A 26,100-nucleotide genomic window follows, 5' to 3' on the forward strand; every position below is an offset into this window, starting at 1 on the left:
TCACCGTCCTCCCGTCGTGCCGCCGTAGGGCCCGCACACCCCGAGGAGCAGCTGGCATGGGTCGGTCGGCAGGTAGCCCTGGGTGCGGATGTAGTTCTTGCCGCCGGTGCCCTTCATGGACGTCAGCTCCCCGTACAGGGGCAGCAGCGTGTTCCCGGTCCGGACGGCGTCGCCGACCAGCCCGAGCTGCGAGTAGATGATCCAGGCGGTGCGCTCGGACGACCGGAACGCCTCGCCGAGCTGCCCGCCGCGCTTGTCGAAGCCGTGCGAGACGAGCAGTGACACGTCCGACAGCCCGTCGGCGAACCCGGCGAGCCGGCCGCGCCCCCGCGCCGCCGTGCCGATCAGCGCGTTGGCGTCCCCGGCGATCGCGACGAGCTCGTCGCCCTTGCCGGACACTGCGCCGGACAGGGTGGCGGCGTCGCGGATGAACCTGCGGGCGTTCGCGCGGTTCTTGTAGGCGACGTCCAGCAGGATGCCGGTCTGGTCGATGGTCTCGCGCAGCCGGGCGCCCTGCCCCTCGAGCCCGGTCGCGACCGTGTGCACGATCGTGCCGACCTCCTCGGCGTCCACGGCGCCGAGCCCGGCGTCGGCGCGGGCGAGCAGGTCGGACAGGTCGCGCGGGTCGGAGGTGCGGGCGATCCGCGCGCCGGACGCCAGGTAGGGGCCGGTGCCGGCGTGCGCGCCGGGCACGAGGTCGACGAACTTCGGGCCGAACGCCGACGCGGGCTCGATGGACGCCGTGACGGTGTCGGGCACCCGCGTACCGGGGTCGATGCGCAGCCGCACCCGCGCCCGTCCGCCGCCGGTCAGCTCGACGTCCGCGACCGACCCGACCGTCACGCCGCGGACCTTCACCGGCGTGCCGGAGCCGAGGCCCTGCCCGGCGCGGCCGAACTCGGCGGACAGCACCGTGCCCGGATCACGTCCCGGCCGGGCGACCAGCGCGTACAGCAGGCCCGCCAGCACGGCCAGCGTCACCGCGCTGATCGGCAGCCGGCGGCGCAGCGGGATCTCCTCATTGATCATCCGGTGAGCCTCACGGTCGCGCCGCCGCCCCAGAACACGTAGGACAGCAGCAGGTTCAGGGCGACGATCACGATGATGGTCAGCCGGATCGCGCGGCCCGCCGCGCGGCCCACCCCGGCCGGTCCGCCGGTCGCGTAGTAGCCGTAGTAGCAGTGGATGGTGATCACCGCGAAGGCGAACACCGCGACCTTGATCGCGCTGTAGACGAGGTCGATGGTCGGCAGGTACAGCCGGAAGTAGTAGTCGTAGACGCCGGGCGCGAGGTCGAAGAACCCGGTGCTGATCAGCCGGGTCGCGAAGAAGCTCGCGAACAGCGCGATCAGGTACAGCGGGACGAGCGCGACGAGCGCCGCGACGACCCGGGTGCACACCAGGTAGGCGAACGACCCGATGCCCATGACCTCCAGGGCGTCGATCTCCTCGGAGATGCGCATCGCGCCGAGCTCGGCGGTGAACGCCGACCCGCACTGCGCGGCGAGCGCGACCGCCGCGATCACCGGGGTGATCTCCCGGACGTTCGCGAACGACCCGACCAGCCCCATGAACGACTGCGCGCCGATCGACTCCAGCCCGGTGTAGCCCTGCAGGCCCACCTCGGTGCCGACGAAGAACGCCATTGCGAAGATCACGAAGATCATGCCGCCGCCGACGACGCTGGCGCCGACGCCGACGACCACGTCCGACACGTGCCGGGCGATGGTCTTGGTGTACTTGCGCCGCAGGATCAGGTCGCGGAACGAGTACAGCAGGATCCGGTGGACGAACACCGGCCACTGGGCGAGGTCCCCGGACCGCTGCAGCGCCGCCGTCCCGGCCCGGACGGCTCTCGGCGCGATCCTCTCCATCGCGGGAAGGCCGGCCATCAGATCCTCGGCGGGAACGCGACGAAGTACACCGTCGTGATCACGTAGTTGAGGGCGAACACGAGCATGAACGCGACGACGATGGCGCGGTTGACGGCGCGTCCGACCCCGACCGGGCTCGCCGCGCAGCTCATCCCCATGTAGCAGGCGACGACGGCCGCGATCACCCCGAACAGCCAGGACTTCAGCAGCGTCACGACCAGGTCGGACGTCTGCAGCAGCGACACGGCGCCGTCGAAGTAGGCGCCCGGGGTGACGTCCTGGAGCACGACGTTGAACACGAACCCGCCGGCCGCCCCCGCGACGATGACCAGCGAGGCGAGCAGCGTCGAGACCAGGCTCGCCGCCCACAGCCGGGGCGTGACGAGCCGGTGCACCGGGTTGACGGCCATCGCCTCCATCGCGGCCAGCTCGTCCCGGATGCGGCGGGCGCCCATGTCGGCGGTCATCGCCGACCCGCCGGCGCCGGCGATGATCAGCGCGGCGGCGATCGGCGCGACCTCCCGGACCAGCCCGACCACGACCGCGCCGCCGGTCGCGGACTGGGCGCCGAGCTGCGCCGCGAGCTGCCCGACCTGGAGCGCGACGGTCGCGCCGAGCGGCAGCGACACGAGGATCACCGGGAGGGCCGTCACCCGGGCGAGGAACCACGCCTGCTCGGCGAACTCCCACGCCCAGGTCCGGACGTCCCACGTCCGGCGGACGGCCTCCAGCGCGATGACGAACAGCTCGCCGACCTCGCCGAGCAGGCCGTGCGCGCGGCGCGGCAGGTGGATGGCGGTCAAGGGGGTGTCACCTCCGTTCGGGTACGGGGGGACCGGCGGACCCCGCGTGCGTCTGGCGCGAAGACGTGGCTCACGCGGGGCCGCCGGAGCTCGTGCCGGGGCGGTCTACCGGTCGTCGAAGACGTGCGGCAGCCCCCGGCGGTGGGGGTCGCCGGTCTCGGCCATGTGGTTCCCTTCCGCCTCGGGTTCCCCGGTGCACACGGCAGACTAGAACACTTATTGACAGGGTGGCAATAACCTATTGGCGATCCGCCAATAAGAGTTCGCGCGAGGGCCCGCGCGCCGGTTCGCGCACGGGCCCTACAGCGGCGGCGTCACCAGCGGTCGAGGTGGAGGACCTCGTCCAGCGGGACGCGCGCGGCGGGACGGAACGTCTCGCCGGTGTAGTAGGCGGTCGGGAGGAGCGCGCCCTGCCGGACGTCCTCGGGCAGGCCGAGGATCTCCGCGACCTCGCGCTCGTAGACCAGGTGCAGGGACGTCCAGGCGGTGCCGAGCCCGCGGGCGCGCGCGGCGAGCGCGTAGTTCCACGCGGCGGGCAGCAGCGAGCCCCACAGGCCGGCCTGGTTGCCGCCCGGCAGCCGCCCGCCCTCCACCCGCAGGCACGGGATCACCAGGACGGGCACGTCGCCCATGCGCTCGGCCAGGTGGGCGGCGCTGTCACCGACGCGGCGCTGCACCTCGGCGCGGTCCGGGTCGTCCTTGTAGAGGACGGCGGCCGACTCCTTGGAGGCGGCGTAGGCCGCGAACGCGCGCCGGTAGTGCTCGCCGATCGCGGCGCGCTGCCCGGGATCGGTGACGACGATCCACTGCCAGCCCTGCCGGTTGCTGCCGCTCGGCGCCTGCAGCGCGATCTCCAGGCATTCGCGGACGAGCCCGAGGGGCACGGGGCGGTCGAGGTCGAGGCGCTTGCGCACGGTGCGGGTCGTGGTCAGCAGCTCGTCCGGGGTCAAGGGAAGTGTCGTCATGATCCCCATCGTGCCCCAGCGGCCGGCGGGGCACCCCCGAGCCCGCCGGTGTCTCAGCCGGTGTCGATGACGGGGTTGACGAACACCTCCTTGGCCTGCTGCGGGGTGAGGTCGGTGCGTCCGGTGAGGTCGTTGCGCGGGTCGGTGAACCGGAACCGGTAGCCGCGCGGCGGAAGGTGCCCGATCTCCCACCAGTTGCCGTCGAGGTCCTTCAGGTAGAACGAGTAGACGCCGTGCTGGCGGACGGGCTTGTTCAGCTCCTTGACGCCGTACTCGTCGGCCAGCTCCGCGATGCGCCGATGGGCCTCGTCGACCTCGTCGTCACTGCCGACGTCGAGGCCGTTGTGGTACAGGAGCGGCATGTCGGGGCGGTCCGGTTTCGACTCGACGCACACGTAGGTGTGGTCGCCGCCCAGCCGAATGTAGAGCGCCGCCATCATCGGCTGGACGACTTCCAGCCCGAGGACTTCCTCGTAGAAACGGCGCGTGGCCGCCACATCCGTGATCTTCAGCGTGCCGTGCGAAAGGAAGCGGGACTTGATCGCGGGTTCCTTGGCCGAGCGGTGCGTGATCGCGGGCATTGACCCTCCCATCCGGCGTCCGTCCGGGCGCCGCAACGGCATCCGTCTCCACCTATTTCACGGCAGATAGCCGTTTTAGGGAACCCTTGACGTTGATCGACTAGTCTGTCGGAATGGTTGCCACTTCGGGGGTTTCCTCCGCTCCGTCCAGGCTCGGGTGGCTTGACGCGCTGCGCGGCGGGGCGGCCCTGGCGGTGGCGCTGCACCACGCGAGCTACGTGTACCTCCCCTCGGTACGGGTCTGGCTGAAGGAGTGGTTCGATCCCGGCCTGTTCGGCGTGCTCGTCTTCTTCCTCGTCAGCGGCTACATCGTGCCCGCGTCGCTGGAGCGGCGGGGCAGCGTGCGCGGGTTCTGGATCGGCCGCTTCTTCCGCATCTACCCGCTGCTCGCGGTGACGTCCCTGCTCGCGATCCTGCCGTTCCTGCTCGGCGTGCTCGGGCTGCGCGCCGGGCTGGAGCAGTACTCCCCCGCGACCGCCGTCCTGGCGCACATGACGATGCTGCAGGACCTCCTGAACGTCACGAACGCGATGAACGTGCTGTGGACGCTGTCCTACGAGATGGCCTTCTACCTGCTGATCGTCGCGCTGTTCGTGGTGGGCGGGCACCGTAGATCGGCACCGGCGGCCGTCGTCCTCACGGTGGTCGCCCTGGTCGCGGTCACCCTCACGGCGACCGGCCTGCTGACCGGCGCCCACGCGCCCTCCGCCCTGCTCTCCCGGACCGCCGGGACCGGCGCGGTCGTCGCGGTGACCGCCGCCGCCCTGCTGGTGGCGATCGCGGCGGCGGTGTCCGGCCGCGCCGCGCCCCGGGTCGCGGGCGGGCTCCTCGGCGGCCTCGTCGCCCTCGTGCTGGTCTCGGTGAACGGCCGGGTCAGCGCGTGGGAGGGCCTCATCATGCTCGCCACCATGTTCGCCGGGACCGCCGTCCACCGGGCCGAGCGCGGCCAGATCACCTGGCGGGCGGGGGCCGCGGCGGGCGGCGTCGTCCTCGCGGGCGCGCTCGCCGCCGGGACCTGGTACGCCGCGCCCTACGGCTGGAACGCCCAGGTGGTCTGGTGCGGCGCCGTGCTCGCGGCGGCCCTGGCGTTCGCGGCGGCATGGCGGCTGCGGGACCGGCGCTTCCCCGCGTGGGCCACCGGCCTCGGCACCATCAGCTTCTCCCTGTACCTGCTGCACCCGCTGCTGCTGATGGTCGCGACCCAGTTCCTCGGCGCGTCCGGGCGCGAGGACGCCGTGATGGGCCTGGCCGTCTTCCTGGTGGCCCTGGTAGCGGCCAGTTGGGCGTCCCAGCGGTGGATCGAGGCCCCCGCCCAGCGCCTGGGCCGCCGCATCAGCCGTCCGGCCGCACAGGAGACCGCACGGCGACCGCAAGTCGCGACGACGTGAATTTAACCGTGTGCGCCGCTTTGTTGTTTCCAGTCACGATGACGCGGTGAGCATCGCGCTTGAGGAAATCGTCGTCCGGCATACGCATCGCATTCCCGTGCCCGAAAGCCCGTCCGTGCGCGGGATCGCGGTGCGGACGCTGGCGACCGTGCGGGAAATGGCCGGCGACCATGTGCGCCACAACACCTGCTTCCGCGACTTTCCGCGGAATGTGCCCGACACTTTCGACTCTGGGCGGGCCTCCTGCGGGAGACGCTGCGCGACCCGGTCGCGGCGCGCGGCGCGGTCGCGTCGCTGAAGCGCGGCTCGCTGAACCTGCTCGCGCTCACCGGCTACGGCCGCTACCGGCACACCTACGAGGAGATGCTCGCGGCGCACGACGAGCTGATCGCGGGCGCCGGCGACCGGGTGACCGTCCTCCGGCTCGGGTCCGGCCTGGACGAGGAGGGCCGGCGGCTCTACCTGCGGCTCGCCGGCAGCACCACGCCGCTGGAACGCCCCGAAGGGCTCCACGAGGATTCGCGGGTGTTCACCCGGCAAAACCTCGGTGACCTGATCCCGGCCTGACTGCCAGTGTCGGCTCGGCGAGGCCATGAAGGGGCTTCCTTCTCACTCATCTGTCAAATGATCCCAGTCCCTTCGCTTTCCTCGCCATTCGCATGACGGGCGCGCCCCTCCGGGCGGCGCCCGTTCTGCCTTTCGGGGGCCGTCCGACTCGCCGGGGGCGGGCGGGAGGCGGTAGAAGGGGTTCGTGAGCAGTGCGCGGCGGGCCGGGAATCCGTGGGGTGCCGAGACGATGGCGACGGGCATCGTGGCGGTGGGGCTGCATCTCGCGGGGTTCGCGTGGGCCGCGCGGGTGCTCCTCGCGATCATGGCGGCGCTGTGGGCCGTCCTCGCGGTGACGTTCTGCGGGCAGTTCGGCGGCGGTCTCGAACGGTGGCGGGAGGAGACGTCCGGGCCGGCCGCGCTGACGGCCGTGGCCGGGACGGGCGTGCTCGGCGACGGCGTCGCGATGATCGGCCGCCCGGTGGCCGCGGCGGTGCTGCTCGCGCTCACCGCGCTGCTGTGGGCGGCGCTGCTGCCGCGGGTCCTGCGGAACCTGCGGTGGCGGGTGCCGGGCGCGGCCTACATGGTGACGGTCGCGACGCAGGCGGTGGCGGTGCTCGCGGCGTCGCTGGCGGTGCACCCGCAGGCGCGCTGGCTCCTGTGGCCCGCCGGGGTGCTGCTCGCCCTGGGCCTCCTCCTCTACGTGCTGGTGCTGACCCGGTTCGACTTCGCCGAGCTGGCCGGCGGGGCGGGCGACCACTGGGTGGCGGGCGGCAGCCTGTCGATCTCCGCGCTGGCGTTCGCCAAGGTCACACACGCGGCCGGAGCGTCCGCGCCGCTGGTGGCGGGGACGCTCGTGGCGGGGACGCTGACCGTCCTCGCCGTGGCGCTCGGCTGGTACGCCGTGCTCGTGGTCTGCGAGGTCCTGTCCCCGCGCGCCGCCTATGACGGGCGCCGCTGGTCGACCGTGTTCCCGCTCGGGATGACGGCGGTGAGCGCGATGACGGCCGGGCGCGCGTGCGGCGTCCCCTGGCTGTGGACGCTCGGCGAGGTCCTGCTGTGGCCGGCCGCCGCCGCCTGGCTGGTCGTCGCGGCCGGCGCGGTGCGTCACGCCTTCGCGTCCGCCTCGTCCTGACCGTCCCGGCGGGGGCGGGGCAGGAACGGGACGATGGCGATCCCGGCGGTGGTGATGACGGCGGCGACCAGGAACGCCGTCGCGTAGCCGTCCGCGAGGCCGGGGCCGGCCTTCGCGGCGGCCGTGCCGAGGACGGTCAGGCCGATGGCCCCGCCGATCGTCCGGGACGTGTTGACGACGCCCGCCACCGCGCCCGCCTCGGAGTCGTCCGCGCCGCTCGTCGCGACCTCCACCAGCGGCGTCATGAGGAGGCCGAAGCCGAGGGCCATGGTCGCGCCGGGGCCGAGGATGGAGCCGAGGAACGTTCCGCCCGCGTCCAGCACGAGGCTCTGCCAGGCGAACCCGGCGGCGGCCAGCGCACCGCCCAAGCCCGCGAGGAGCCGGGCGTCCATGCGGGCCATGAGGACGGGCGCGAGCCGCGAGCCGATGATGATGCCGCCGGTGTGCGGCAGGAACGACAGGCCGGTCCGGACGGCGCTGTAGTGCAGGACGTTCTGCATGTAGAGCGACAGGAAGTACCAGAGCGCGAACCCCGCCATCGTCATGACGAGGGTGGTGAGGTTGCCGACCGCGACGCTCCGCAGCCGGAACAGCCGCAGCTGGATGAGCGGTTGCGCGGTCCTGGCCTCGACGGCGACGAACAGGCCGAGCAGCGCGAGCCCGGCGGCGAGCGGGATCAGGGACGTCCAGCCGTGGTCCTCGGTCCGCCCGATCCCGAAGGCGAGCAGGCTCACGCCCGCCGTGACGAGGACGGCGCCCGGCAGGTCGAGGCGGGTGCGTCCGGCGGCGCGGCCCTCGTCGCGCAGCCAGCGGGCGGCGACCACCGCGACGGCGACGCCGACCGGGACGTTGATCAGCAGGACCCAGCGCCAGCTCAGGTAGTCGGTCAGCAGCCCGCCGACGAGGCCGCCGGTCGCGCCGCCCGCCGTGCCGACGGCCGTCCACATCGCGATCGCCTTCGTCCGCGCCGGGCCGGCCGGGAACGTCGCGGTGACGAGCGACAGGGTGACCGGCGCGAGGAGGGCGGCACCGAGCCCCTGCACGGCGCGGGCGCCGATCAGCATCGCGCCGTCCTGCGCGAACCCGCCCGCGAGGCTCGCCGCGACGACCAGGACGAGGCCCGTCAGGAACACGCGCTTGCGCCCGTAGAGGTCGGCGGCGCGCCCGCCGAGCAGCAGGAACCCGGCGAACGTCAGCGAGTAGGCGTTGACGACCCACTGTAGGCCGGTGGGGCCGAGCCCCAGCGCGTCGCGCATGTGGGGCAGGGCGACGTTGACGACGGAGATGTCCAGGACGACGAGGAACTGGCCGATGGACGCGGCGAGCAGCGCGGCCCAGCCCGGGGTCCTCCCGGCCGGACGCGCCGCGTTCCTGCCGGTGAGGTCGATAGCGGTCATGTCCCACATGCTGCCCGCCGGCCGCTTCGCCCGCCTCGGGCAACGGGACCAGACCGCCACGTCCCATCGGCCTAGTCCCCGCGCGTTTCGGAGCGCCCGTGGACGGCATCACCCGCATCGGGTCCGGCGCCGTCCCGCTGCCGCGGGGGCGGCGCGAATGGACGCGGACGAATCGGAAAGAACGGACGCACGGCGGCGATGGCATGGGGGGTTCATGCACGGCCCTGAGGACGACGAGGACGGGCTGCGGCGGCTGATCGGCGACGCCCGGACCGTCCGGCGGGTGTTCGAGGCGGCCCCGGCGGCCGTCGTCGGCCTGGAGGGGCCCGACCACACCATCGTCGCGGCGAACGCCGCCTGGCGGGGGCTGCTGCGCCGGGACGCGTCCATCGGCCGCACCGTCCGCGACCTCCTGCCCGGCGTCATCGGGCGGCAGCTCATCGGTGCGCTGGACCGCCCCTTCACCACCGGCGTCCCCGAGCTGATCACCGAATGGCGCGTCCAGCTCGACCCGGAGGCCGGCACCGGCCCCGAGGACATCTACATCGACTGCGTCATCGTGCCCCGCCACTCCCCCGGCGGCGCCGTGACCGGGCTCGTCGCGATCATCCAGGACGTCACCGCCCAGTCCGGGATCGGCAGGCCGCGCAGCGCCGCGCTGCCGAGGCCGAGCAGCGGTACGCCGAGGCCCGCGACGTCATCGACGTCCTGCAGCGGCAGCTCCTCCCGCCGGGCCTGCCGATCCTGCCCGGCCTCGCGGTCGGCGGCAGCTACCTGCTCGCCGGCACCGAGACCGCCGGCGGCGACTGGTTCGACGCGGTCCCGCTGCCGGACGGCCGCGCCGCCCTGGTCATCGGCGACGTCGTCGGGCACGGGGTCGCGGCGTCCGCGGCGATGGGCCAGCTCCGCGCCGTCATGCACGACCACCTCGACCACGTCGGCGACATCGCCGAGGCGCTCACCGCCGTCGACCGGCTCGCCGGCCGCCTCCCCGCCGCCCGCGCCGCGACCGTCTGCGTGGCGGCCGTCGACCCCGCCGACGGGCGGATCACCTACTGCACGGCCGGGCACCCGCCGCCGCTGCTGATCCCGTCCGGCGGGCGCGCCCGCTACCTGCCCTCGTCCGGCGGCGGCCCGCTCGGCACCGGTTCGGCGTTCCCCCTCCTGCACGACCGGCTCGGCGTCGGCGACCAGCTCCTCCTCTACAGCGACGGCATCATCGAGCGCCCCGGCCTGGACCTGCCCGCCGGCACCGTCGAACTCGCCGAGGCCGCCACGGAGATCGCCGCCGACCGCGCCCTCCGCGAGGACTGGCTCGCCACCGTCGAACGCCTCACCACGCAGACCCTCGAACTGCTCGTCCGGGTCACCGGCCACACCGACGACATCACCCTGCTAGCCGCCCAGCGCACCGCCCCGCCGCCGCCCCTCCTCCTCGACCTGCGCGCGGAACCCGCCGCGATCCCGACCGCCCGCGCGGCCCTGGACGAATGGCTGTACGACCTGGGCGCCCGCGCCGAGGACGTCGTCCTCCTGCGGCACGGCGTCGGCGAACTCGTCACCAACGCGGTCGAGCACGCCTACGGCCCGGCCTCCGGCGGCATCCTCCTGCACGCGCACTCCACGAGCCGCGGCACGGTCGAGATCGAGGTGTCGGACCGGGGACGCTGGCTGGAGCACCGCCACGAGACCGACCGGGGCCGCGGCCTCGCCATGGCAAGCGACTTCGTCGACGAGCTGCGCGTCGACACGGGACCGTCCGGGACGACCGCGTCCGTCCGGCACCGCCTGTTCCGCCCCACCCGCCTGCTGACCGGCGACGACCTCACCCCGGCACCGCCCGCCCGCAAACCCCTGGAACTCCTCCTGATCCTGGACCAGCCCTCCCTCGGCGCCCCGCGCATCCGGGTGGACGGCCCGGTCGACTCCGCCACCGCCGGCCAGCTGCGCGAGGAACTCCAGCTCCGCACCCGCGGCGGCACCCGCCCCCTCACCGTCGACCTGACCGGCGTCACCCACCTGGCCAGCGCCGGCGTCGCCGTCCTCCACGAGGCCGGCACCCGCACCGCCGCCCCGGGCCGCCCCCTCCTCCTCTACGCCCCGCCGGGCAGCCCCGCCCAGCACGTCCTGTCCACCGTCGCCCTCCCCCACACCACCACCGACCCCGGCTGACGCGTCAGAGATCCCGCAGGAGGTCCACGAGGTACGCGACGGAGTCCTCAGGTCTCAGCGCGGTCGCGCACAGCTTCTCCATCGCCTGTGCGTAGTGGTCGACATCGCTCTGCGTGTCGAGGTACAGCGCACTGGTGAGCTGCTCCAGGTAGACGACGTCCGACAGGCCCGGCTCGGCGAACCGCAGGATCGTGAACGGCCCGCCGGCCGCCGCATGCCCGCCCACCCCGAACGGCAGGATCTGCAAGCACACGTTGGTCAGTGTCGACACCTCGATCAGGTGCTCGATCTGGGCCCGCATCAGCTCGCCGCCGCCGAGCGGACGGCGCACGACCGCCTCGTCCAGCACCGCCCACAGCATCGGCGCACCCGGAGAGGTGAACCGCTCCTGCCGCGCCGTGCGGATCTGGACGCGCCGCTCGACCTCCTCGTCCGAGGCATCGGGGTAACCCAACCGGACGACGGCGCTCGCGTAGTCGTGCGTCTGCAGCAGCCCGGGGACGAACTGCAACTCGTAGGCGCGCAGCATCGACGCGGCCTCCTCCAGGCCGAGGTACACCTCGAACCAGCTCGGCAGGATGTCGCCGTACTGGTGCCACCAGCCGGGGTGGTTGGCCTCCCTGGCCAGACGCAGCAGCGGCGCCCGCTCGGCCGGATCGGAGACCCCGTAGAGGCTGAGCAGGTCGGCGACGTCGCGCTCCTTGAACCCGACCCGGCCCAGCTCCATTCGGCTGATCTTGGAGTGCGAGCCGCGGATCTCGTAACCCGCCTCCTCGGTGGAGAGCCCGCGGGCCTCGCGCAACCGGCGCAACTGCGCGCCGAGCAGAATGCGCAGCACGGTCGGCCCGCCGCGCCGCATGCCGACCATCGCCTGGTCGGTCGGCGGACCGCTCACCCCAGGCTCGGCGAGCGCGGTGTTCCCTCGGGTCGCCGTCTCCGCGGTCGCGGCGGACGGCAGGCCCGCCGCTCCGCCACTCCCGGCCTGCCGCATGAGCCGGTGGCAGGCGGTGGCCCAGTCCCGGAGATCGGCCGCAGAACCGCCGCACAGCTCGACGATCCGCAGGACGTCCTGGACGCGGGGCGGCCGCGCACCCTGGAGGAACTCGTTCACGGTGGTGCGCGCCAGGACCGGCCCCGACCCGGACGCGTTCCGGGAGCGCTCGACGAGTTGCCGGAGGCTCAGCCCGGCCCGGCCGCGCAGCTCGTCGAGCATTCCCATCAGCTCGCGCAGCGTCCGCGCCCGCGCCGGATCCACGGGCACGGCCCTGACGGGTGCGCGTGCGGGGATGGCCGGGCCGCGCCGCGGCGGCGGCCTCTCCCCGTTCTTGCCCCCGCCCCCGCTTACGGCGTCGGCCGCCTCACGCCACCGCCGCTCCCATTCCCGCACATCGCCTCCGCAGGCGATGACATAAGCGCGGGTGACCTCCCAGCTCGGAAACCGCTGCCCGGCCGCAGCCTCGGCCAATGTCGTGTAGCCGTAATATGACCGACTGGACATCGCACGGTAAGTGGGCCCGCCCGCCTCGGCGCGAAGCAGCCGCAGCCGCACCGCGAACGCCGCTATGGGACCCGCCGCCGGGTCCAGCGGATTTTCTGGTCTTGGCATCGGCGCACCCGTCAGGAATTCCGCAGATCGACTCGGTGATTCACAGGCCCACCGGAGGGGGGAGCGGACGGCGGCGGGCTCCACCGCGGACGCCGCCCGACAGTACGGCCAGCTCCACCGCCACCGATGCGCTGTACGCCGCGACACAGGCGATCCGGACCGGATCGACCCCGCCCAGAGCGAGGACGGCGACTTCCACGACCAGGATCACGATGATCACCGCCAGGGGCCGGCCTCCGGCCCGGCCGGCACCACGATGGCGGGGAATCGACGAATACATCGATGCATCCTTCTTCCACTTGTTCCGTTTCGATGGCTCGGGCATTGACCCAGCGAGTCACAGGTTCCCTATGGCCCACACGGTTGCCGCCGCGTAGACCCACCCATTTCCCGCTAGGCATCATCGTGACGGACAGCGCCGGGCATCGGGAAGCGTTCGCCTCCCCTACATTGTTCGGAGTCTGCACAGGCCGTTTTCCGTACCAGCCGAGACCCTCACCATCAATACCGCATTGTTCGGAGTTCTCCCGAAGGAACGAGCAGACGTTCTTGCAGGACATGAACAACGCCGAGCGCATGCGAACTCGGAACAACAAAAACGGCGACGCGAAGCACATTCCCGCAGGTCAACGCAGGCCACGCACGATGACCTGCAGGAACAGCACTACCCGGCCCGCCGGGGGCTTGCCGGACAACACCCGCACAGACTTACCTAGAGACGTCCTCCGACGCATGGCCGACACAGGCCCGCCGGACGACCCGATCGATGCATCCGTCTGATGGCTCGGGCGGGACCGATCAAAACCAGGGGCCTCCCGTTGCCGCGGGAGGCCCCAGTGCTCGCACCCCGAGACCCTCATTGAACGATCAGCGCCCGCAGATCAACTGGAGTGCGTACCGCGTTGGCGGACCAGGGGAAGGTAGACCTCGTCGACGATCTCGACGAGGACCTCGTCCGGGGCGGTGGGGACGCCGCGCACCACGAACTCGTTGCGCAGCAGGACGATCGCCACGGTCGCGACGCGGGGATGCAGCGCCTCCGGGGCCGCTTCGCCGCGCGCCACGGCACGTCCGAGGATGGTCAGCCAGGAGGCGGCGACGGCGTCGGCCGACTGGTCGGGCAGCTGCGCCATGAGTTCCGACGCCCCGCCGGCCGCCGCGATCAGTTCGCGCAGGACCGAGCCGAGCGGCGAACTCCAGTGGCGGTTCGCCCGGCGGAGCTGTTCGAGGACGTCGTCCCGCAGGTTGCCGGTGTCGGGCGGCTGGACGCTCTTGGCCAGCCGCCGGTAGGCGGCGATGCCGAGGGCCAGGCGGTTCGGCCAGCGGCGGTAGATCGCGTTCTTGTTGGTGCGGGCGCGTTCGGCGACGCGGTCCATGGTCAGCCCGGCGAATCCCGACTCGGTCAGCTCCTCGACGGCGGCGTCGAGGATCGCCTCCTCCAGGACGGCGCCACGGCGCCGCGTCTGCCCCTCACCTGGTCGCCTCACCGGATCGTCCGCCATGCCCTCGTCCCGTATTCGGTACAGCCCGTCCCTCACCAAGATTGGCGCCGTGCCCGTACAGTAGGCAACTAGGGTACGGTCAGTACCCTAGATGAACGAGAGGACACCTTCCCATGCGCGCCAAGGGCATCACGTACGACACCGGCTTCATCCGCGACGGGCAGAACTCGCGCGAGCACCTCGACCCGGCGTTGGCCGAGCGCGAACTGCGCATCATCCGGGACGACCTGCACTGCAACGCCGTCCGCATCACCGGCGGCGATCCCGAACGGCTGGAACTGGCCGCCACGCTCGCCGCCGACCTCGGCCTGGAGGTCTGGTTCTCGCCCTATCCCCTGGAACTGACCACCGACGAGATGCTGACGCTCTTCGCCGACTCCGCCGAACGCGCCGAGCGGCTCCGTCAGCGGGGCGCGGAGGTCGTGTTCGTCACCGGCGCCGAGTTGAGCCTGATGAACAAGGGCTTCCTGCCCGGCGACTCCCTGAACGACCGGGTCGAACTCCTGAGCCGCCCGAAGGGGCTGCGCGAGCTGGTCACCGAGGCGAGCGGCCGCGTCAACGCCTTCCTCGGCGACGCCGTGAGGCTCGTGCGCGAACGGTTCGGCGGCCGGATCACCTACGCCGCCATCCACCTCGACTTCGTTGACTGGACGCCCTTCGACATCGTCTCCATGGACCTCTACCGCTCGGCCGACACCGCGGACCAGTTCACCGAAGGCGTCCGCGCACTCGTCGCGCAGGGCAAGCCGGTCGCGATCACCGAGTTCGGCTCCTCCTGCTTCCGCGGCGCCGGCGACGTGGGCGCCCGCGGCCTGGAGATCGTCGAATACGACGCGGACACCGGCGCACCCGTGCGGCTGAACGCCGAGTACACCCGCGACGAAGCCGGCCAAGCCGCGTATGTGGGCGAGCTACTGGACGTCTTCGAGGCCGAAGGCGTCGACAGCACGTTCGTGTTCATCTTCGCCCTCTACGACCACCCGCACCGCCCCGACGGCGACCCCCGCGACGACCTGGACATGGCCAGCTACGGCATCGTCAAGGTCCTCGAAAACGGCCACGGCACCACCTACCCCGACATGCCCTGGGAACCGAAGGCCGCCTTCACCACAGTCGCCGCCCACTACCGCTGACACGTTTCGGGCACATACAGCCGAACCTCCAGGCCGAGCGCGCCGAGCCGCCCGATGATCAGAGGGCGAACGGCGTCCCAGTCAAGACCCCCGTGCCCGCACCCAAGGGGCGGGACGGCCACGCTGGCGACTTCAAGCTCGGTCAGGACGCGGGTGAGGTCGTCCAGGCCGGATTCGATGTCCTCCAACCGGGACGCGCTCCGCCAGTGGCGCTTGGTCGGAAAGTTGATGACCCACCGGCCGCCCTCGATCGGAACGGCAAGGACCTTGCCAGGCCGCAAACGACCGTCCGCGCACGCTTCGACGTAGGAGGTGAAGACGGCGGGGAACGCTCGCTTGAACCGAAGCGCGAGTCCCTTCCCCATCACACCGACCGCATTGACGGGATTGACGAGCGCCTGCGCATCGTCCAGCAGCAGATCCCCACTCCACTCAATGATCATGTTTCCCCCGGCCTCAGCGGACGTCGGTGAGACTAGCCCTGACCACTGACAGGCAGTCACGTGCCGTCCAGGGCCTCATGTAACGACGCGCCGCCTGGATGTCCGGCCACGGCGGATCCGCGTCCGGGTCCGCATCCACCACCTGCGCAGCGCGGGGGACGTTCATCCGGACCACTCCCGCCGCAGCCCGCGGACCATGGTGCCGGTCGGCGGCCTGCGAGCTGGCCGGGCGCTCAGGGACGTGGGGACATTCCGGCGAAGGCCGCCTTAAGGAGGCGGTCGATGTATTCGTGGGTGATCGGTTCCTGGGTGAAGAGGAAGCGGTAGTACAGGGCGCCTGTGAGCAGGTCCATCGCGAGCTCCAGGTCGAAGTCGGGGGCGATCTGGCCCTGTTCCTGGGCCGACCGGAGACGGCGCAGGAAGTCGTCGCTCTGCTGCCGGATGAAGCGCTCCTTGTGGGCGGCGGCGACGTCCGGGTCGTGCTGGGCCTCGCCGAGGAGGGCCCGGTACAGCGGGCCCCAGGGCGGCTGGGTCAGCAGGTCCGTCGCCTTGATCATCACCTCGCGCGTGTCGGCCACGACGTCGCCGGTGTACGGGTGGACCAGGTCGTCGGTGTTCAGGCTGAGGACCGCGTCGAGGAAGAGCATCCCCTTGGACGGCCAGCGGCGGTAGATCGTGTGTTTGCCGACGCCGGCCCGGGACGCCACGGCCTCGATGCTGAGCTTGGCATAGCCCGCCTCCAAGGCCAGGTCGCGGGTGGCCTGCATGATCGCTTCGGTCCGGTCGGCCGACAGGGCGGCACGGTGGTCGGTCATGCCGCCCACTGTACGGCACGGCACGTGCCGTGTTGACAGCGTCGGGCCAAGTGCGCCACGCTGACCCGGCGGCACGGTCCGTGCCGTGCCGCCATCCACGGTGGGACGGGCGCCTCCGGCGAGCCGCCCAGAAGACCAATGCGAAGGAGACCCCCGATGGACACGGAGATGCCGTCGAACCCGCCGCCGGTCAGCGCGGAGACGGCCTGCTGGAAGAGCACCGGCGGCCCGCTGCCGGCAGAGGGGCGGGGCAGGTGACGGAGTCGGCGACCGGCCCGGCACCCGTGCCCGCCGGCCGTCCCGGCGCGAATGGTCACGGCGGCGCGGTGGCACGGGAGCGCGCTCGCATCGCCCTTGAGCTGCACGACACGGTCGCGCATCACATGTCCCTGACCCTCGTCCGGGCCGAGGCGACGCTGCGGAACGTCCCCGACCTGCCGGACGCGGCGAGGCATGCACTGGAGGCGATGCGGGACGCCGCACGCGCGGCGCTCGCGGACACCCGCCGCATCGTCAGGATGCTGCGCGCCGGTGAGGCGGGCGTCCCGCAGCCGGGCCTCGACCGGCTCGGTGAACTGGTCGGCGCGGCCTGCGGCGGCGGGCTGCTGGTGTCCAGCGCCATCCTCGGGGTGCCGCGCCCGCTCGGCGCATGCGTGGACTTGGCGGCGTTCCGCATCGTGCAGGAGTCGCTCAGCAACGCCGTCCGGTACGCGCCGGGCGCATGCGTGAGCGTTGAGATCCGCTACGGAATCGACGCGCTGACCGTGTCGGTCGAGGACGACGGCGCCCGGACCGCTTCCCGGTCAGCGCTCGGCGGAGGCCACGGCCTGGCGGGGATGCGCGAGCGCGCCGGGATGCTCGGCGGCGCACTCCGCGCAGGGCCGCGGACAGGAGGGGGCTGGACCGTCATCGCCGAACTGCCGTACGACGAGCCCGGTCCCGGCAGCCCCGCATCGGACGACGGCCGCACGGTCGTCCCCATCGTCTCCGGTGGACGAGCCCACGGACGGGACGACTCCGGTCGCCACGACGGTTCGGACACCTTGCGCGTCGTGCTCGCCGAGGGGCCCACCCTTCTCCAGGACGGGCTGGTCCGCCTGCTGGAGTCGTACGGGGCGAAGGTGGTGGAGGCCGTCGACAATGGTCCGTCGCTGCTGCGCGCAGTGGCCGAGGCTCGCGAACAGTTCCCGGACCTGCCCGTTTTGGTGCTCTCGGAGCAAGTGGGGCAGTTGCCCGCGTGGGAACTGCCGTCCGGCCGCGGCGCCATCGGCCACCTGCTCAAGGACCGGGTCTCGGACGTGGGCCAGTTCGTGGACGCGGTGCGAAGGGTGGCCGTCGGGGGCACCGTCCCCGATCCGGACGTGGTCGCCCAGTCGCTGAGCCGCCATTCCCGCGAGGAGCCGTTGCAAGACCTGGAGGCGTGCGAGCGGGAAGTGCTCACGCTGATGGCGGAGGGCCGTTCCAACGCCGCCATCGCGTCGGCACCCCGTCGACCCCTCGCCCTGGACGCCAGGACGGCGCGACCTGGCACCGGCGCAATGGCGGCCCGCCGGCCGGACCCGGCCGCACCCCCGCAGGAGGGGGCGGCACGGCGCCGCACGCCGGCCGAACGGCAACCGGGCGAACGAGCGGACACCGCCCGAGCACGGCCGGTCTAGTCCGGCGGGGCCGAGGAGGCTACCCCGCCGAGACGGCCTGCCGCAGGGACCAGGCGCCCAGTCCGCCGCGGACCTGGAGGAGCGAGTGCCCCTTGATCTCGACGTCGCCCCTGTAGTCGCCGGACGCGGCGAGTACTTCCCTGGTGATGGCGAGGGTCGAGTGCAATTGATCGATGCCAAAGGGGCCGTCTCCGGTGTGCTCGATCCGCAGCCGGCCCGATGCGCCGGTATAGAAGAGCACCGCGGCGGTGGTGCCGGTGATCGACGTGCTGAACGTCCGCAACTCCTCCAGCCCGGGGCCCGCCATGGCCGTGTGCCCCGCGGCCGCCACGTCCCCGTTCCGCAGCAACGGGCTGACCTCCACCGACCAAGGTGCTCCCTCGGCGCCGATCTGCAGCACCGAGTCCGCAGGCAGCGCCACCCGCCCCTTCCCGCCGGGCAGTGGGCACAGCACTTGGTACGCCGACCTCTCCCGCCTCAGGTTGGAGTCGCGCAGTTGGAGGGAAAAGGCGGTCGCGCCTTCCTGCCGGATGACCGCCACTCCCGGCGGCCCTAGATAGCGGAGGACCTCAAAGCCCGTACCAGTGGCCTTCTCCTCAAAGGTTCGCAGGTCCTGGGACGTGCGAAGGGCGACCCGCCACTGACCGCTCGCCCTGATCTGAAGGTAGCGTTCCGGCAGCGGCTCCCCGTCCGCCAGATCGCGGTCATCGAGAACCAGCCGTGCCGGCTCCCCTCCCGGCTGGATCAACGCCAGCCAGTGGTCGACCGCGGAGCGCGCACGACCAGCCCTGACTTCGAGCGGATCAGAGGAGAGATTCTCGACTTCCACTACTAGAGGGATCAGCCGATATCCGTCCACCTTGATATACGACGTGCCGGTCCCCTCATGCACGGCAGGCAGCCGGCGCGGGGCCTCAGCCGGATCCCGGTTCGAGGAACCGGGCGTCAGCGGCGTCCAGCCTTCGGGGCCGGCCAGGATCATGTCGTCGGCGCCGCCGGCGGCCCAGGAGCTCGAGGATCCCGGGACGAACGCCGCCGCCCCGGCGTTGAACCGCGCCTCCCTTTCCTTGTACCAGCCGGGCTTCATGCGGTCCGGGTACCCGGCGTACTTCCAGTAGATGGGCGGAAGCATCGGCAGGAGGCCCGCCACCACGATCCATGCGGAGATCCGCTCCGGAAGGGACCCCGGCGGCGTATAGGAGAGGATTCCCCCCAGAGCCCACAGCCCGAACCCGGCGGCACCGTACTTCAATCCCAATCCGACTTCCCGCCCGAACTTCCCCGTGTACGGCCCGAACATGAAGTCCTTGTGGGCGCGGGAAATCCTGCCGGACATGAACAGGCGGTGCCCGACGTACGAGGTGACCGAGAACAACGCGGCACCGATCACGATCCATGCGGGAAGCGGCTCCGACTCCACCAGCCCTCCCTCCGAGTACGTCACCAGCGGATTTCAGAGGGTACTGCCCCCACTGCGGCAACGGCGTCACCCGCCGAGGAAGCGACGGTTGAACGCGCCTGCCGCACCACTGCCCAGGGCCGCCCCGGCCACGCCGCCGATGACGCCGCCGATCACCAGGCCGACACCGCCTCCCACGCCTCCGAAGGGAGTGCCGATGGCCGCACCTATGTAAGCGCCGGCTTCAGCGCCCGCGAGGCCGGCGGCTGCGGCGCCGCCGCCCCGCGTCACGGCCCGTGCCGTCTTCTGGTCATTGGAGAGGTCCGTCCGGTCGGCGTCCAGGCCCTGCTGGTACTCCTTGGCGTCCCAGGCGGTGAGCAGCACACCCACCGGCCCGGCCACCTTTCCGACCGCACGCAAGTGGCGTATCGCGCGCGTGGACGAGCGAATGTCGGCAATGTTGGTGGCGGAGGAGTGCTGCAGGTAGAGGTGCCGTTCCATGCCGCCTCCGCCCACCGCATTGTTGAGCATCGCGAGCAGAAGGGCCTCGCCGCGGAACGCCTGCCTCCCCAGGAGTTCCTCAAGCAGTTTCAGCATGCCATTGGAGCTTTGCTCGATGACAAGCGCACCACCGGCCCGGTAACCGAGATTAGTAAACTGCAGGGGATTGATTCCGGCGAGAAACTCACCCGCGAAAGTCGGGAGCTGGTAGGGCTGGCGCGGACGTGCCGCCGGCGCTGAAACGATTCGCCTGCCCCGACTGCTGTTGGAGTACCCGCCGCCGCGGCTGCCGCCGCCGCAGCGGTAGAAGATTCCGCAGCCGATGGACCCGAGGTTCCTCTTGACGGAGTTCGGCACCTTCGGCATGGGCGGATTCAGGAGTTGGCACAGGACCGGAAGGGCATCGCAGATGGTGGTGTTCCCCCGGTTCTTGGAGCTGGGAGCACCGCCGGGACCCACGTGCATGGTTCCACGGGGGTCGCTATTGGTGACAGGGCTGTTGTTCGCGTAGGTGTAGCCGTTCATCTGCTGGGGATCGGCCTGGTCCATGAGCAGGTCGACGGAGACGAAGCGGCCTGTGCCCGGATCGTATTCGCGGGCTCCGAGGTGGGTGAGGCCGGTGGGGTCCTGGGTGCCGCCGACGAAGCCCTTGTCGTTGGGCCAGGTGGCGTCCTCGTCGAGACCCCGGATGTTGCCGAACGGGTCGAGGCGGCGGACGGTGGTCGCCTGGGTGGCGGCGTTGATCGCGACCTGGGCGGTGCCCTGCGCGTCGGCGGTCAGATAGGTGACGGTGCCGTCGGAGGTGCGCATCGCGACGGTCTGGCCGGCGAAGGCGTAGTAGCGGGTCCCGGTGGCGGTGGCGGCGCCGTTCAGGGCGCGCAGTTCGGTGCCGTCGGGCATGTAGAGCGTGGTGCCGGCGGCGTCCTTGCGGAGGAGGCGGTTGCCGTCGGCGTCGTAGACGTAACCGGTGGTGGCGCCGTTCTCCGTGACCTTGGCGAGTTGGCCTTCGGTGTTCCAGTCGAGGGTCTGGACCTGGCCCGCGCCGATGGCGCGGGTGGTGGTGTTGCCCGTGGCGTCGTAGGCGTAGGTGTCGGTGCGGTCGCCGTCCCCGCCGGTCTGGGTCATGGCGGTGAGGCGGTTGCCCTCACCGGCGTCGGCGTAGGTGTAGGTGCGCGTGGTGTCGGCCTCGCCGCCCATGCCGTGGAGGGTCTGGCTCTTGCGGTTGCCGGCGGTGTCGTAGGTGAAGGAATGCCAGTAGGGTGCCGGCCCGCCGATCACCGAGCCGGTGGGTTCGGCGGCACAGGGGCCGGCGGTGCCCTGGGTCCAGGCTTGGGTGAGCCGTTGCAGGTGGTCGTAGGTGAAGCACTGGTTGTCGACGCCGTCGCGGGAGGCGTCGGTGATGGAGGTGATGGTTCCGGCGTCGGTGTAGTGGTAGGCGGCGTTCCGGTCGGCACCGTCGATGCCCGCCCGGTAGGTGCGGGCGCTGCCCAGCCGCTGGGTGCCCTTCTCGTACGTGAAGGTCTGCCAGGCTTGTTTGCCCGGGTCCGTCCCGTACTCGACGAGGGCGAGCTTTCCGGTCGGGGTGTACTGGGCGGTGTTGACATAGGTGGCCTTGCCGGTCAGTCCGACGGGGCGCTGCCAGGTGTCGTACGTGTGGACGATGCTCTCGGTGGGCAGTCCTCCGACCGCGGGCCTGGTCTGGCCCTTGACGGTTCCGTCGGCGTTATAGCTGGTGGAGAAGCCGTAGGTGCCCGCGAGTGGGCCTTGGGAGGCGGGGACTGCGAGGGTGGTGGTCGCCGGGCGCCCCAGGGTGTCGTACTTGTAGACGCCGGTGGTGTAGTCGCCGTCCGCCGTGTGGCGGGTCGCCGAGGCGAGTTTGCCCTTCCCGCGGATGGCGGTGTCGTAGTCCCAGGAGGCCAGGACCGGGCCACCGGCCGTCCCCTCGTGGACGGCGGTCTTGCGGCCTTGCCCGTCATAGTCCAGGAAGACCTTCTTGCCGCGGGCGTCAGTGGTCGAGGTGACCTGGTCCAGGTCGTTGTACGTGAAGGTGGTGGTGCCCTTGTCGGGGTCGGTGGTGCGGACCTTGCGGCCGCGGAGGTCGTAGGCGGTGGTGAAGGTGTTACCGGACGGGTCGGTGACCGAGGCGATCTCCCCGGACGGGGTGTAGGCGTAGCGGGTGGCGGCGTAGTCCCCGGTCGGGGTGGCGGCCTTGTACTGGCGGCGTTCGACGACCTGGCCGCGCGCATCGGTGACCTGGGCGGTCGCGATTCCGCCGGCGGGCGGGGTGACCGAGACCCGGTTTCCGCCGCCGTAGTCGTAGGTGGTGCGCCACAGTTCGCTTTCGGGCTGCTCGCCGTTCTCGGTCGTCAGCCGTTCGACCGTCTTGCGGCCCAGCCCGTCGTACTCGGTGTGGGACTGGGTCTCGATCTGGCCGGGATCGTAGACCCCGAACAGCGAGGCCTCGGGCGCCCCGGTCGCGGTGTAAGGCGCGTAGGTCGTGGTGACCTGGCCGCGGTCGTCATAGAACGTGTCGGAGATCAGCCGGCCGTCCGGGCCGGGAACCTGGACCTGCCGGGTGCGCAGCAGGCCGTCGAGCAGTTCGATCTGTGCGAGTTTCTGCCTGCCGCCGGCGTCCAGGGTCTTGGAGGTGATCGCGACGATCTGCCCGTCGGCGACTTGGTAGGAGTACTCGTAGGTGGGATCGTCCGTCGCCTTCGACCGGTCGGGCAGCCACACCTTCCGCAGTCGGCCGAGGGGGTCATAGGCCAGGTCGGTGCGCAGGTCGTTGTTGGACACGTCCAGTTCAGTGACCGGCAGGCCCCAAGCCGGGTCGAGTTGCTTGGTGCCGATCAGCGACGTTGAGGAATTCCCGGGCTCGGCGGGCGGCCCGGTCGTGGTGACCTGGGTGGTGAGTCCCCGGGTGTCGGTGTAGGCGGTGGTGGTGGGGTGGCCGGCGGCGTCGGTGGTCCGCGTGAGCCGTCCGTAGGAGTCGTAGCGGTTCTCCGCCTGGGTCGCGTACGTCGCGGTCGTGCCGTCGTGGGAGGCGATCTTGTCGAGCTTGGTGACGTTCCCGACCGTCGGGGCCGCGTCGAACCCGCCGCCGTCGTAGTAGGTGCGTGCATCGGACACGACCTGGGTGGAGCGGTCGGGCGTAGTGGCGCAGTCGACCGCGACGGTCTCGACGCGCGAGGGGAAGTTCACCATCCATGCATCGGTGTTGTCGGCGTAGTTGGTGCGCGTGCACTTGTCGTCAGCGCTTGTGGTGACATCGCCGGAGTCGTTGACCATGGTCGTACGGCCGACGCCGGGCCCGGAGGCCTGGTAGGTGGTGTCGGTTCTGGTCTGGGTCCAGCCGCCGCCGTCCGCGGCGGTCCAGGTCCTGGTGGTCGCGGTGCCGGTGGCGTTTGCCGTGGTGGTGCCCCACGACCGGGTCCGCGACGCCGTCTGCGCCTTCCAGGGGGTGTTGACGGTCTTGGAGTGGACGGCGCCGCCGGGCTTGTCGTAGGCGACGGTCTTGAGGGTGAATCCGGCGAAGGCGTCGTGGTCGGTATGCGTGCCGCCCTCGCCGTCCGAGACGGTGACCGACTTCTTGCCGCCGTCCTTGTTCTTTCGGTCGCCGTCCATTCCCCGCAGGTAGAACGTGTCGGTCTGGGCGGCGGGGTCGGCGTAGTCTCCGGTGAGGGTGCGGACCTGGCCGTAGCCGCGCCATTGCGACCAGGTCTTGTTCTTCGGCTTGGTCAGCCCGTCATCGTCGTCGTAGTGCCAGGCGGCGCCGCCCAGGTACTGGTATTTGGTGACCATTTCCGGTGAGCCGCCGGTGCGGTCGGACACCATCACGCTGTTCACCACGTACTTGTGGAACCAGTCGGTGATCGGATCTTCCTTGCCGGGCGGTGTCCAGATCACCGGCATGCAGCGGGTGGTGTTGGTCTCGGGGGTCGGCGGATCCGACAGCGTGCAGTTCGATTCGGGGTTGGAGTAGTCGATGTCGATCTGCCCGCCGGACTCGTCTTGGATGGTGCCGACTCGGTAGCGGACGTAGCGCAGGATGTCGTCGCCGGTCCGGTCCAGCCGGTTCGGCAACTGCACCGGGGTGAAGGTCACCTTCGGCAGCGTGACGTACGAGCCGTCGGCGGCGTGGCCGGTGTGCTGGATGCCGATCAGCAGCAGGTCGCGTTCGATGTCGGCCAGGCCCCAGTCGTGGGTGAGCGCCCAGGAGTCCACCGGCCGGTATCCCGACGCGTCCGGCTTGAGGATCTGCGTGGTGACCTTGGTGAGGCGCTTACGGGACCAGAACGTCGGCGCCACCGTGCCGTGGGTGTCCTCGCATTCCTGGCCGGAATCGCAGTGCAGGTCCCAGGGGACGTCCCACCACTTGTCCGGGTTGTCGCCGATCTTGGATGGGTCGCAGTCGAAGGTGTCGGTGGGGATGCAGCGTTCGGAGGTGGTGAAGTCCACCTGCGCCGGCGCTTTGGCGAACAGCGCGTCCTTGCGCAGGCCGTAGGAGATCGTCTTCAGGTAGCCGCCGCGTACGTACGGGGTCTCGTCCGCGGGTTTGAGGTTGCGGCCGTAGTGGTTGGTCTCTTTGGCGTAGCTGTAGACGATGGCGTTGCCGGCGGGGTCGACGACGTAGTCCAGGTTCCACCGGTAGGCCTGCTGGCACCACGAGTCGGCGAACGTCGATTTGTGGCAGGGTTCGTCCTCGTTGTCGCCTTCGCCTTCGTCGTCGCCGTAGACGGGGGTGGTCCAGGTGGAGTCGGTCTCGGGCTTGCCGGACGCCCAGCCGGGCACACGGTTGAGGCCGAAGAAGTACTGGACGCCGTCGGTCGTGGTGACCTTCCAGTACTCGCCGTCGTTGTCGCCGTTGCCGGTGGCCGAACTGGTGAGCTTCTCGAACTTGGTGCCGTCGTCGTCCTTCATCCGCCATTCGCGGTTACCGGACTGGATCAGTTCGCCGCCCTTGCCGTTCCACGCGAAGGTCGCGTTGTCGTACCCCCAGCACTGATCGGCCGGCGAGTTCCCCCACTCGTCCTTGGGCACGCCGTCGTCCTCGCACGACTTGTAGCGCCGCTCGATGTAACCCGGCCACAGATCGAAGCCCTCACCCACCCAGGACGGCTGTCCGTTGGTGTTGGCGGTCCTGCCGTCCACGCTTCCCGAGGAGTAGTCGATGGACAGGCTCGGAGCCAGGTCGCCGGGCACGGGCGGCACCCGCATCGGATAGGACCAGGTGAAGTCGCCGCCGTTCCCCCCGGCCTTCCAGGTCGCCGACGCCTCCAGCGAGGTCGCCTTGTAGTCGCCTTGCGGACCGGAGGATCCGGCCGCCGCGACCAGCAGCGTCCCCGCCGACGGCGCGGCCGCGGACGTGACCCCGGCCGAAGCGGCCTTCGGCTGGGCGGGAGCCGCGATCACCTGAGCCGTGAGCGTCTGCCCGGCGGTGTCGTTGACGGCCTCCAGCGGTGCGGCCAGGCGGCATTGCGCCTTCTCCGGGGTGCTGAGCGCGCATGCGGGCATCTGGTACAGCCGCAGCCGTGACCCGTAGGCGCCGCCGAACGCCTGCGCGAACTTCCCGTAGTCCAGTTCGATGCCGACCTGGCCGGCCCGGGGTTCGTCGGTGCGGGCCACGGTGAACGCCAGCCCGTCCACTCCGGCCCTTGAGGCGGCGGCCCGGTCGAGCACCGACACCCTCACCTTCTTCGCGGCCACCACCCCGCTGCGCGCGGTCGGCTTCTCGGCGGGCAGCACCCGCACCGGCAGCGCACCGGCGCGCACGCCTTCCTCGGACGCCCCGGGCAGGGACAGATCGCTGGTTCCGGGCTCGGGCCATGCGGACCGGGCGGCGGGGCCCGGCTTCAAGGCCGGCTTCTTCCAGGGCTCGACCTTCAGGTCGTGGCCCTTGACCGGATCCTCGTGGTCTTCGACGGCGGGGCGGTGAGAGCCGGGCGGGTCCGCGAGCGCGGGCGGGCTGGACAGCAGCGCTCCGGCGAAGTTCACCGCGATGACCGCGGCGACGACACGTGCCGTCCGGGGACGGGACAGCACCAGGGTCTTGCGGCCTGTTCTCACGGCATTCCTCCTGCGCCCACGCGCGGCTGCCCGGGCCCCGGGACTCGGGGCGCGAATCGTCGAATCGCTGGATCGGCGGAATTGGCGGCGGACACCTCCGAGGGGGGCGGAGGCGT

The 26,100-nt window shown here is 71.5% G+C and carries 20 protein-coding genes and 2 pseudogenes; 8 read left to right on the forward strand and 14 right to left on the reverse strand.

Annotated features, from left to right (window positions below; all coding sequences use genetic code 11):
• The 5 genes from ABFX46_RS24205 to ABFX46_RS24225 form a co-directional block, all read right to left on the reverse strand.
• Nucleotides 1–1,029: an MlaD family protein gene (locus ABFX46_RS24205; protein ID WP_346045425.1), complete on the reverse strand. Its 1,029-nt coding sequence runs from the start codon at nt 1,027–1,029 to the stop codon at nt 1–3.
• On the reverse strand, nt 1,026–1,892 hold the full coding sequence (locus ABFX46_RS24210; protein ID WP_346045427.1) for an ABC transporter permease: 867 nt from the start codon (nt 1,890–1,892) through the stop codon (nt 1,026–1,028). Before ABFX46_RS24210 ends, ABFX46_RS24205 begins: the two co-directional genes overlap by 4 nt.
• Nucleotides 1,892–2,677: an MlaE family ABC transporter permease gene (locus tag ABFX46_RS24215; protein ID WP_346045429.1), complete on the reverse strand. Its 786-nt coding sequence runs from the start codon at nt 2,675–2,677 to the stop codon at nt 1,892–1,894. Before ABFX46_RS24215 ends, ABFX46_RS24210 begins: the two co-directional genes overlap by 1 nt.
• 314 nt (nt 2,678–2,991) lie before the next feature.
• On the reverse strand, nt 2,992–3,642 hold the full coding sequence (locus tag ABFX46_RS24220) for a nitroreductase family protein (protein WP_346045430.1): 651 nt from the start codon (nt 3,640–3,642) through the stop codon (nt 2,992–2,994).
• Between the two features lie 53 nt (nt 3,643–3,695).
• Nucleotides 3,696–4,223, reverse strand: a complete 528-nt coding sequence (locus ABFX46_RS24225; RefSeq protein WP_346045432.1) for a VOC family protein — start codon at nt 4,221–4,223, stop codon at nt 3,696–3,698.
• Nucleotides 4,224–4,336: 113 nt separating this feature from the next.
• Between ABFX46_RS24225 and ABFX46_RS24230 the strand changes: the two genes are divergently transcribed.
• From ABFX46_RS24230 to ABFX46_RS24245, 4 genes are all read left to right on the forward strand, one after another.
• Nucleotides 4,337–5,611, forward strand: coding sequence for an acyltransferase family protein (locus tag ABFX46_RS24230; RefSeq protein WP_346045434.1), 1,275 nt, complete (start codon nt 4,337–4,339; stop codon nt 5,609–5,611).
• Nucleotides 5,612–5,657: 46 nt separating this feature from the next.
• The gene (locus tag ABFX46_RS24235; RefSeq protein ID WP_346045436.1) at nt 5,658–5,909 is read left to right on the forward strand and encodes a hypothetical protein; all 252 of its coding nucleotides are present in this window, start codon (nt 5,658–5,660) and stop codon (nt 5,907–5,909) included.
• A 65-nt stretch (nt 5,910–5,974) separates the two neighbouring features.
• Nucleotides 5,975–6,178 carry a hypothetical protein gene (locus ABFX46_RS24240; protein WP_346045438.1) on the forward strand — a complete coding sequence of 68 codons (204 nt, stop codon included), beginning with the start codon at nt 5,975–5,977 and terminating at the stop codon, nt 6,176–6,178.
• A gap of 184 nt (nt 6,179–6,362) precedes the next feature.
• Nucleotides 6,363–7,292, forward strand: coding sequence for an SLAC1 family transporter (locus tag ABFX46_RS24245; protein WP_346045440.1), 930 nt, complete (start codon nt 6,363–6,365; stop codon nt 7,290–7,292).
• On the opposite strand, the gene ABFX46_RS24250 is transcribed toward ABFX46_RS24245, so the two are convergent.
• A complete protein-coding gene (locus ABFX46_RS24250) occupies nt 7,265–8,689 on the reverse strand; it encodes an MFS transporter (RefSeq protein ID WP_346045442.1) in 1,425 nt (474 codons plus the stop codon). The two genes, ABFX46_RS24245 and ABFX46_RS24250, sit on opposite strands and share 28 nt — an antisense overlap.
• A gap of 214 nt (nt 8,690–8,903) precedes the next feature.
• On the opposite strand from ABFX46_RS24250, the pseudogene ABFX46_RS43565 reads away from it, so the two are divergent.
• Nucleotides 8,904–9,257 (forward strand): annotated as a pseudogene (locus tag ABFX46_RS43565) (PAS domain-containing protein); the annotation flags it as partial.
• A complete protein-coding gene (locus ABFX46_RS24260) occupies nt 9,182–10,861 on the forward strand; it encodes a SpoIIE family protein phosphatase (protein WP_428831302.1) in 1,680 nt (559 codons plus the stop codon). The pseudogene ABFX46_RS43565 and the gene ABFX46_RS24260, both read left to right, overlap by 76 nt.
• A 4-nt stretch (nt 10,862–10,865) precedes the next feature.
• On the opposite strand, the gene ABFX46_RS24265 is transcribed toward ABFX46_RS24260, so the two are convergent.
• The 4 genes and pseudogenes from ABFX46_RS24265 to ABFX46_RS24280 all read right to left on the reverse strand — a co-directional run bounded on the left by ABFX46_RS24265 (nt 10,866) and on the right by ABFX46_RS24280 (nt 13,969).
• Nucleotides 10,866–11,729, reverse strand: coding sequence for a helix-turn-helix domain-containing protein (locus ABFX46_RS24265; RefSeq protein WP_346045506.1), 864 nt, complete (start codon nt 11,727–11,729; stop codon nt 10,866–10,868).
• A 159-nt stretch (nt 11,730–11,888) separates the two neighbouring features.
• Nucleotides 11,889–12,467: pseudogene (locus ABFX46_RS24270) on the reverse strand (helix-turn-helix domain-containing protein); the annotation flags it as partial.
• Nucleotides 12,468–12,507: 40 nt separating this feature from the next.
• The gene (locus ABFX46_RS24275) at nt 12,508–12,792 is read right to left on the reverse strand and encodes a hypothetical protein (protein WP_346045444.1); all 285 of its coding nucleotides are present in this window, start codon (nt 12,790–12,792) and stop codon (nt 12,508–12,510) included.
• Nucleotides 12,793–13,348: 556 nt separating this feature from the next.
• Nucleotides 13,349–13,969: a TetR/AcrR family transcriptional regulator gene (locus ABFX46_RS24280; protein ID WP_346045446.1), complete on the reverse strand. Its 621-nt coding sequence runs from the start codon at nt 13,967–13,969 to the stop codon at nt 13,349–13,351.
• Nucleotides 13,970–14,082: 113 nt separating this feature from the next.
• On the opposite strand from ABFX46_RS24280, the gene ABFX46_RS24285 reads away from it, so the two are divergent.
• The gene (locus ABFX46_RS24285; protein WP_346045448.1) at nt 14,083–15,102 is read left to right on the forward strand and encodes a glycoside hydrolase family 113 protein; all 1,020 of its coding nucleotides are present in this window, start codon (nt 14,083–14,085) and stop codon (nt 15,100–15,102) included.
• Here ABFX46_RS24285 and ABFX46_RS24290 read toward each other — a convergent pair.
• Together ABFX46_RS24290 and ABFX46_RS24295 are read right to left on the reverse strand one after the other, a co-directional pair.
• On the reverse strand, nt 15,093–15,545 hold the full coding sequence (locus ABFX46_RS24290; protein ID WP_346045449.1) for a macro domain-containing protein: 453 nt from the start codon (nt 15,543–15,545) through the stop codon (nt 15,093–15,095). The genes ABFX46_RS24285 and ABFX46_RS24290 overlap by 10 nt on opposite strands.
• Nucleotides 15,546–15,778: 233 nt before the next feature.
• Entirely contained in the window at nt 15,779–16,360 is a 582-nt protein-coding gene (locus tag ABFX46_RS24295) for a TetR/AcrR family transcriptional regulator (protein ID WP_346045451.1), read from the reverse strand.
• A gap of 254 nt (nt 16,361–16,614) precedes the next feature.
• Here ABFX46_RS24295 and ABFX46_RS24300 point away from each other — a divergent pair, with 254 nt between their 5' ends.
• Entirely contained in the window at nt 16,615–18,018 is a 1,404-nt protein-coding gene (locus ABFX46_RS24300; protein WP_346045453.1) for a histidine kinase, read from the forward strand.
• 19 nt (nt 18,019–18,037) lie between these two features.
• On the opposite strand, the gene ABFX46_RS24305 is transcribed toward ABFX46_RS24300, so the two are convergent.
• Together ABFX46_RS24305 and ABFX46_RS24310 are read right to left on the reverse strand one after the other, a co-directional pair.
• A complete protein-coding gene (locus ABFX46_RS24305; protein WP_346045455.1) occupies nt 18,038–19,438 on the reverse strand; it encodes a hypothetical protein in 1,401 nt (466 codons plus the stop codon).
• Nucleotides 19,439–19,504: 66 nt separating this feature from the next.
• A complete protein-coding gene (locus ABFX46_RS24310) occupies nt 19,505–25,984 on the reverse strand; it encodes an RHS repeat-associated core domain-containing protein (protein ID WP_346045457.1) in 6,480 nt (2,159 codons plus the stop codon).
• Nucleotides 25,985–26,100 lie beyond the last annotated feature (116 nt).

It is taken from the genome of Actinomadura chokoriensis (assembly GCF_039529475.1).
GTDB lineage: Bacteria > Actinomycetota > Actinomycetes > Streptosporangiales > Streptosporangiaceae > Spirillospora > Spirillospora bangladeshensis.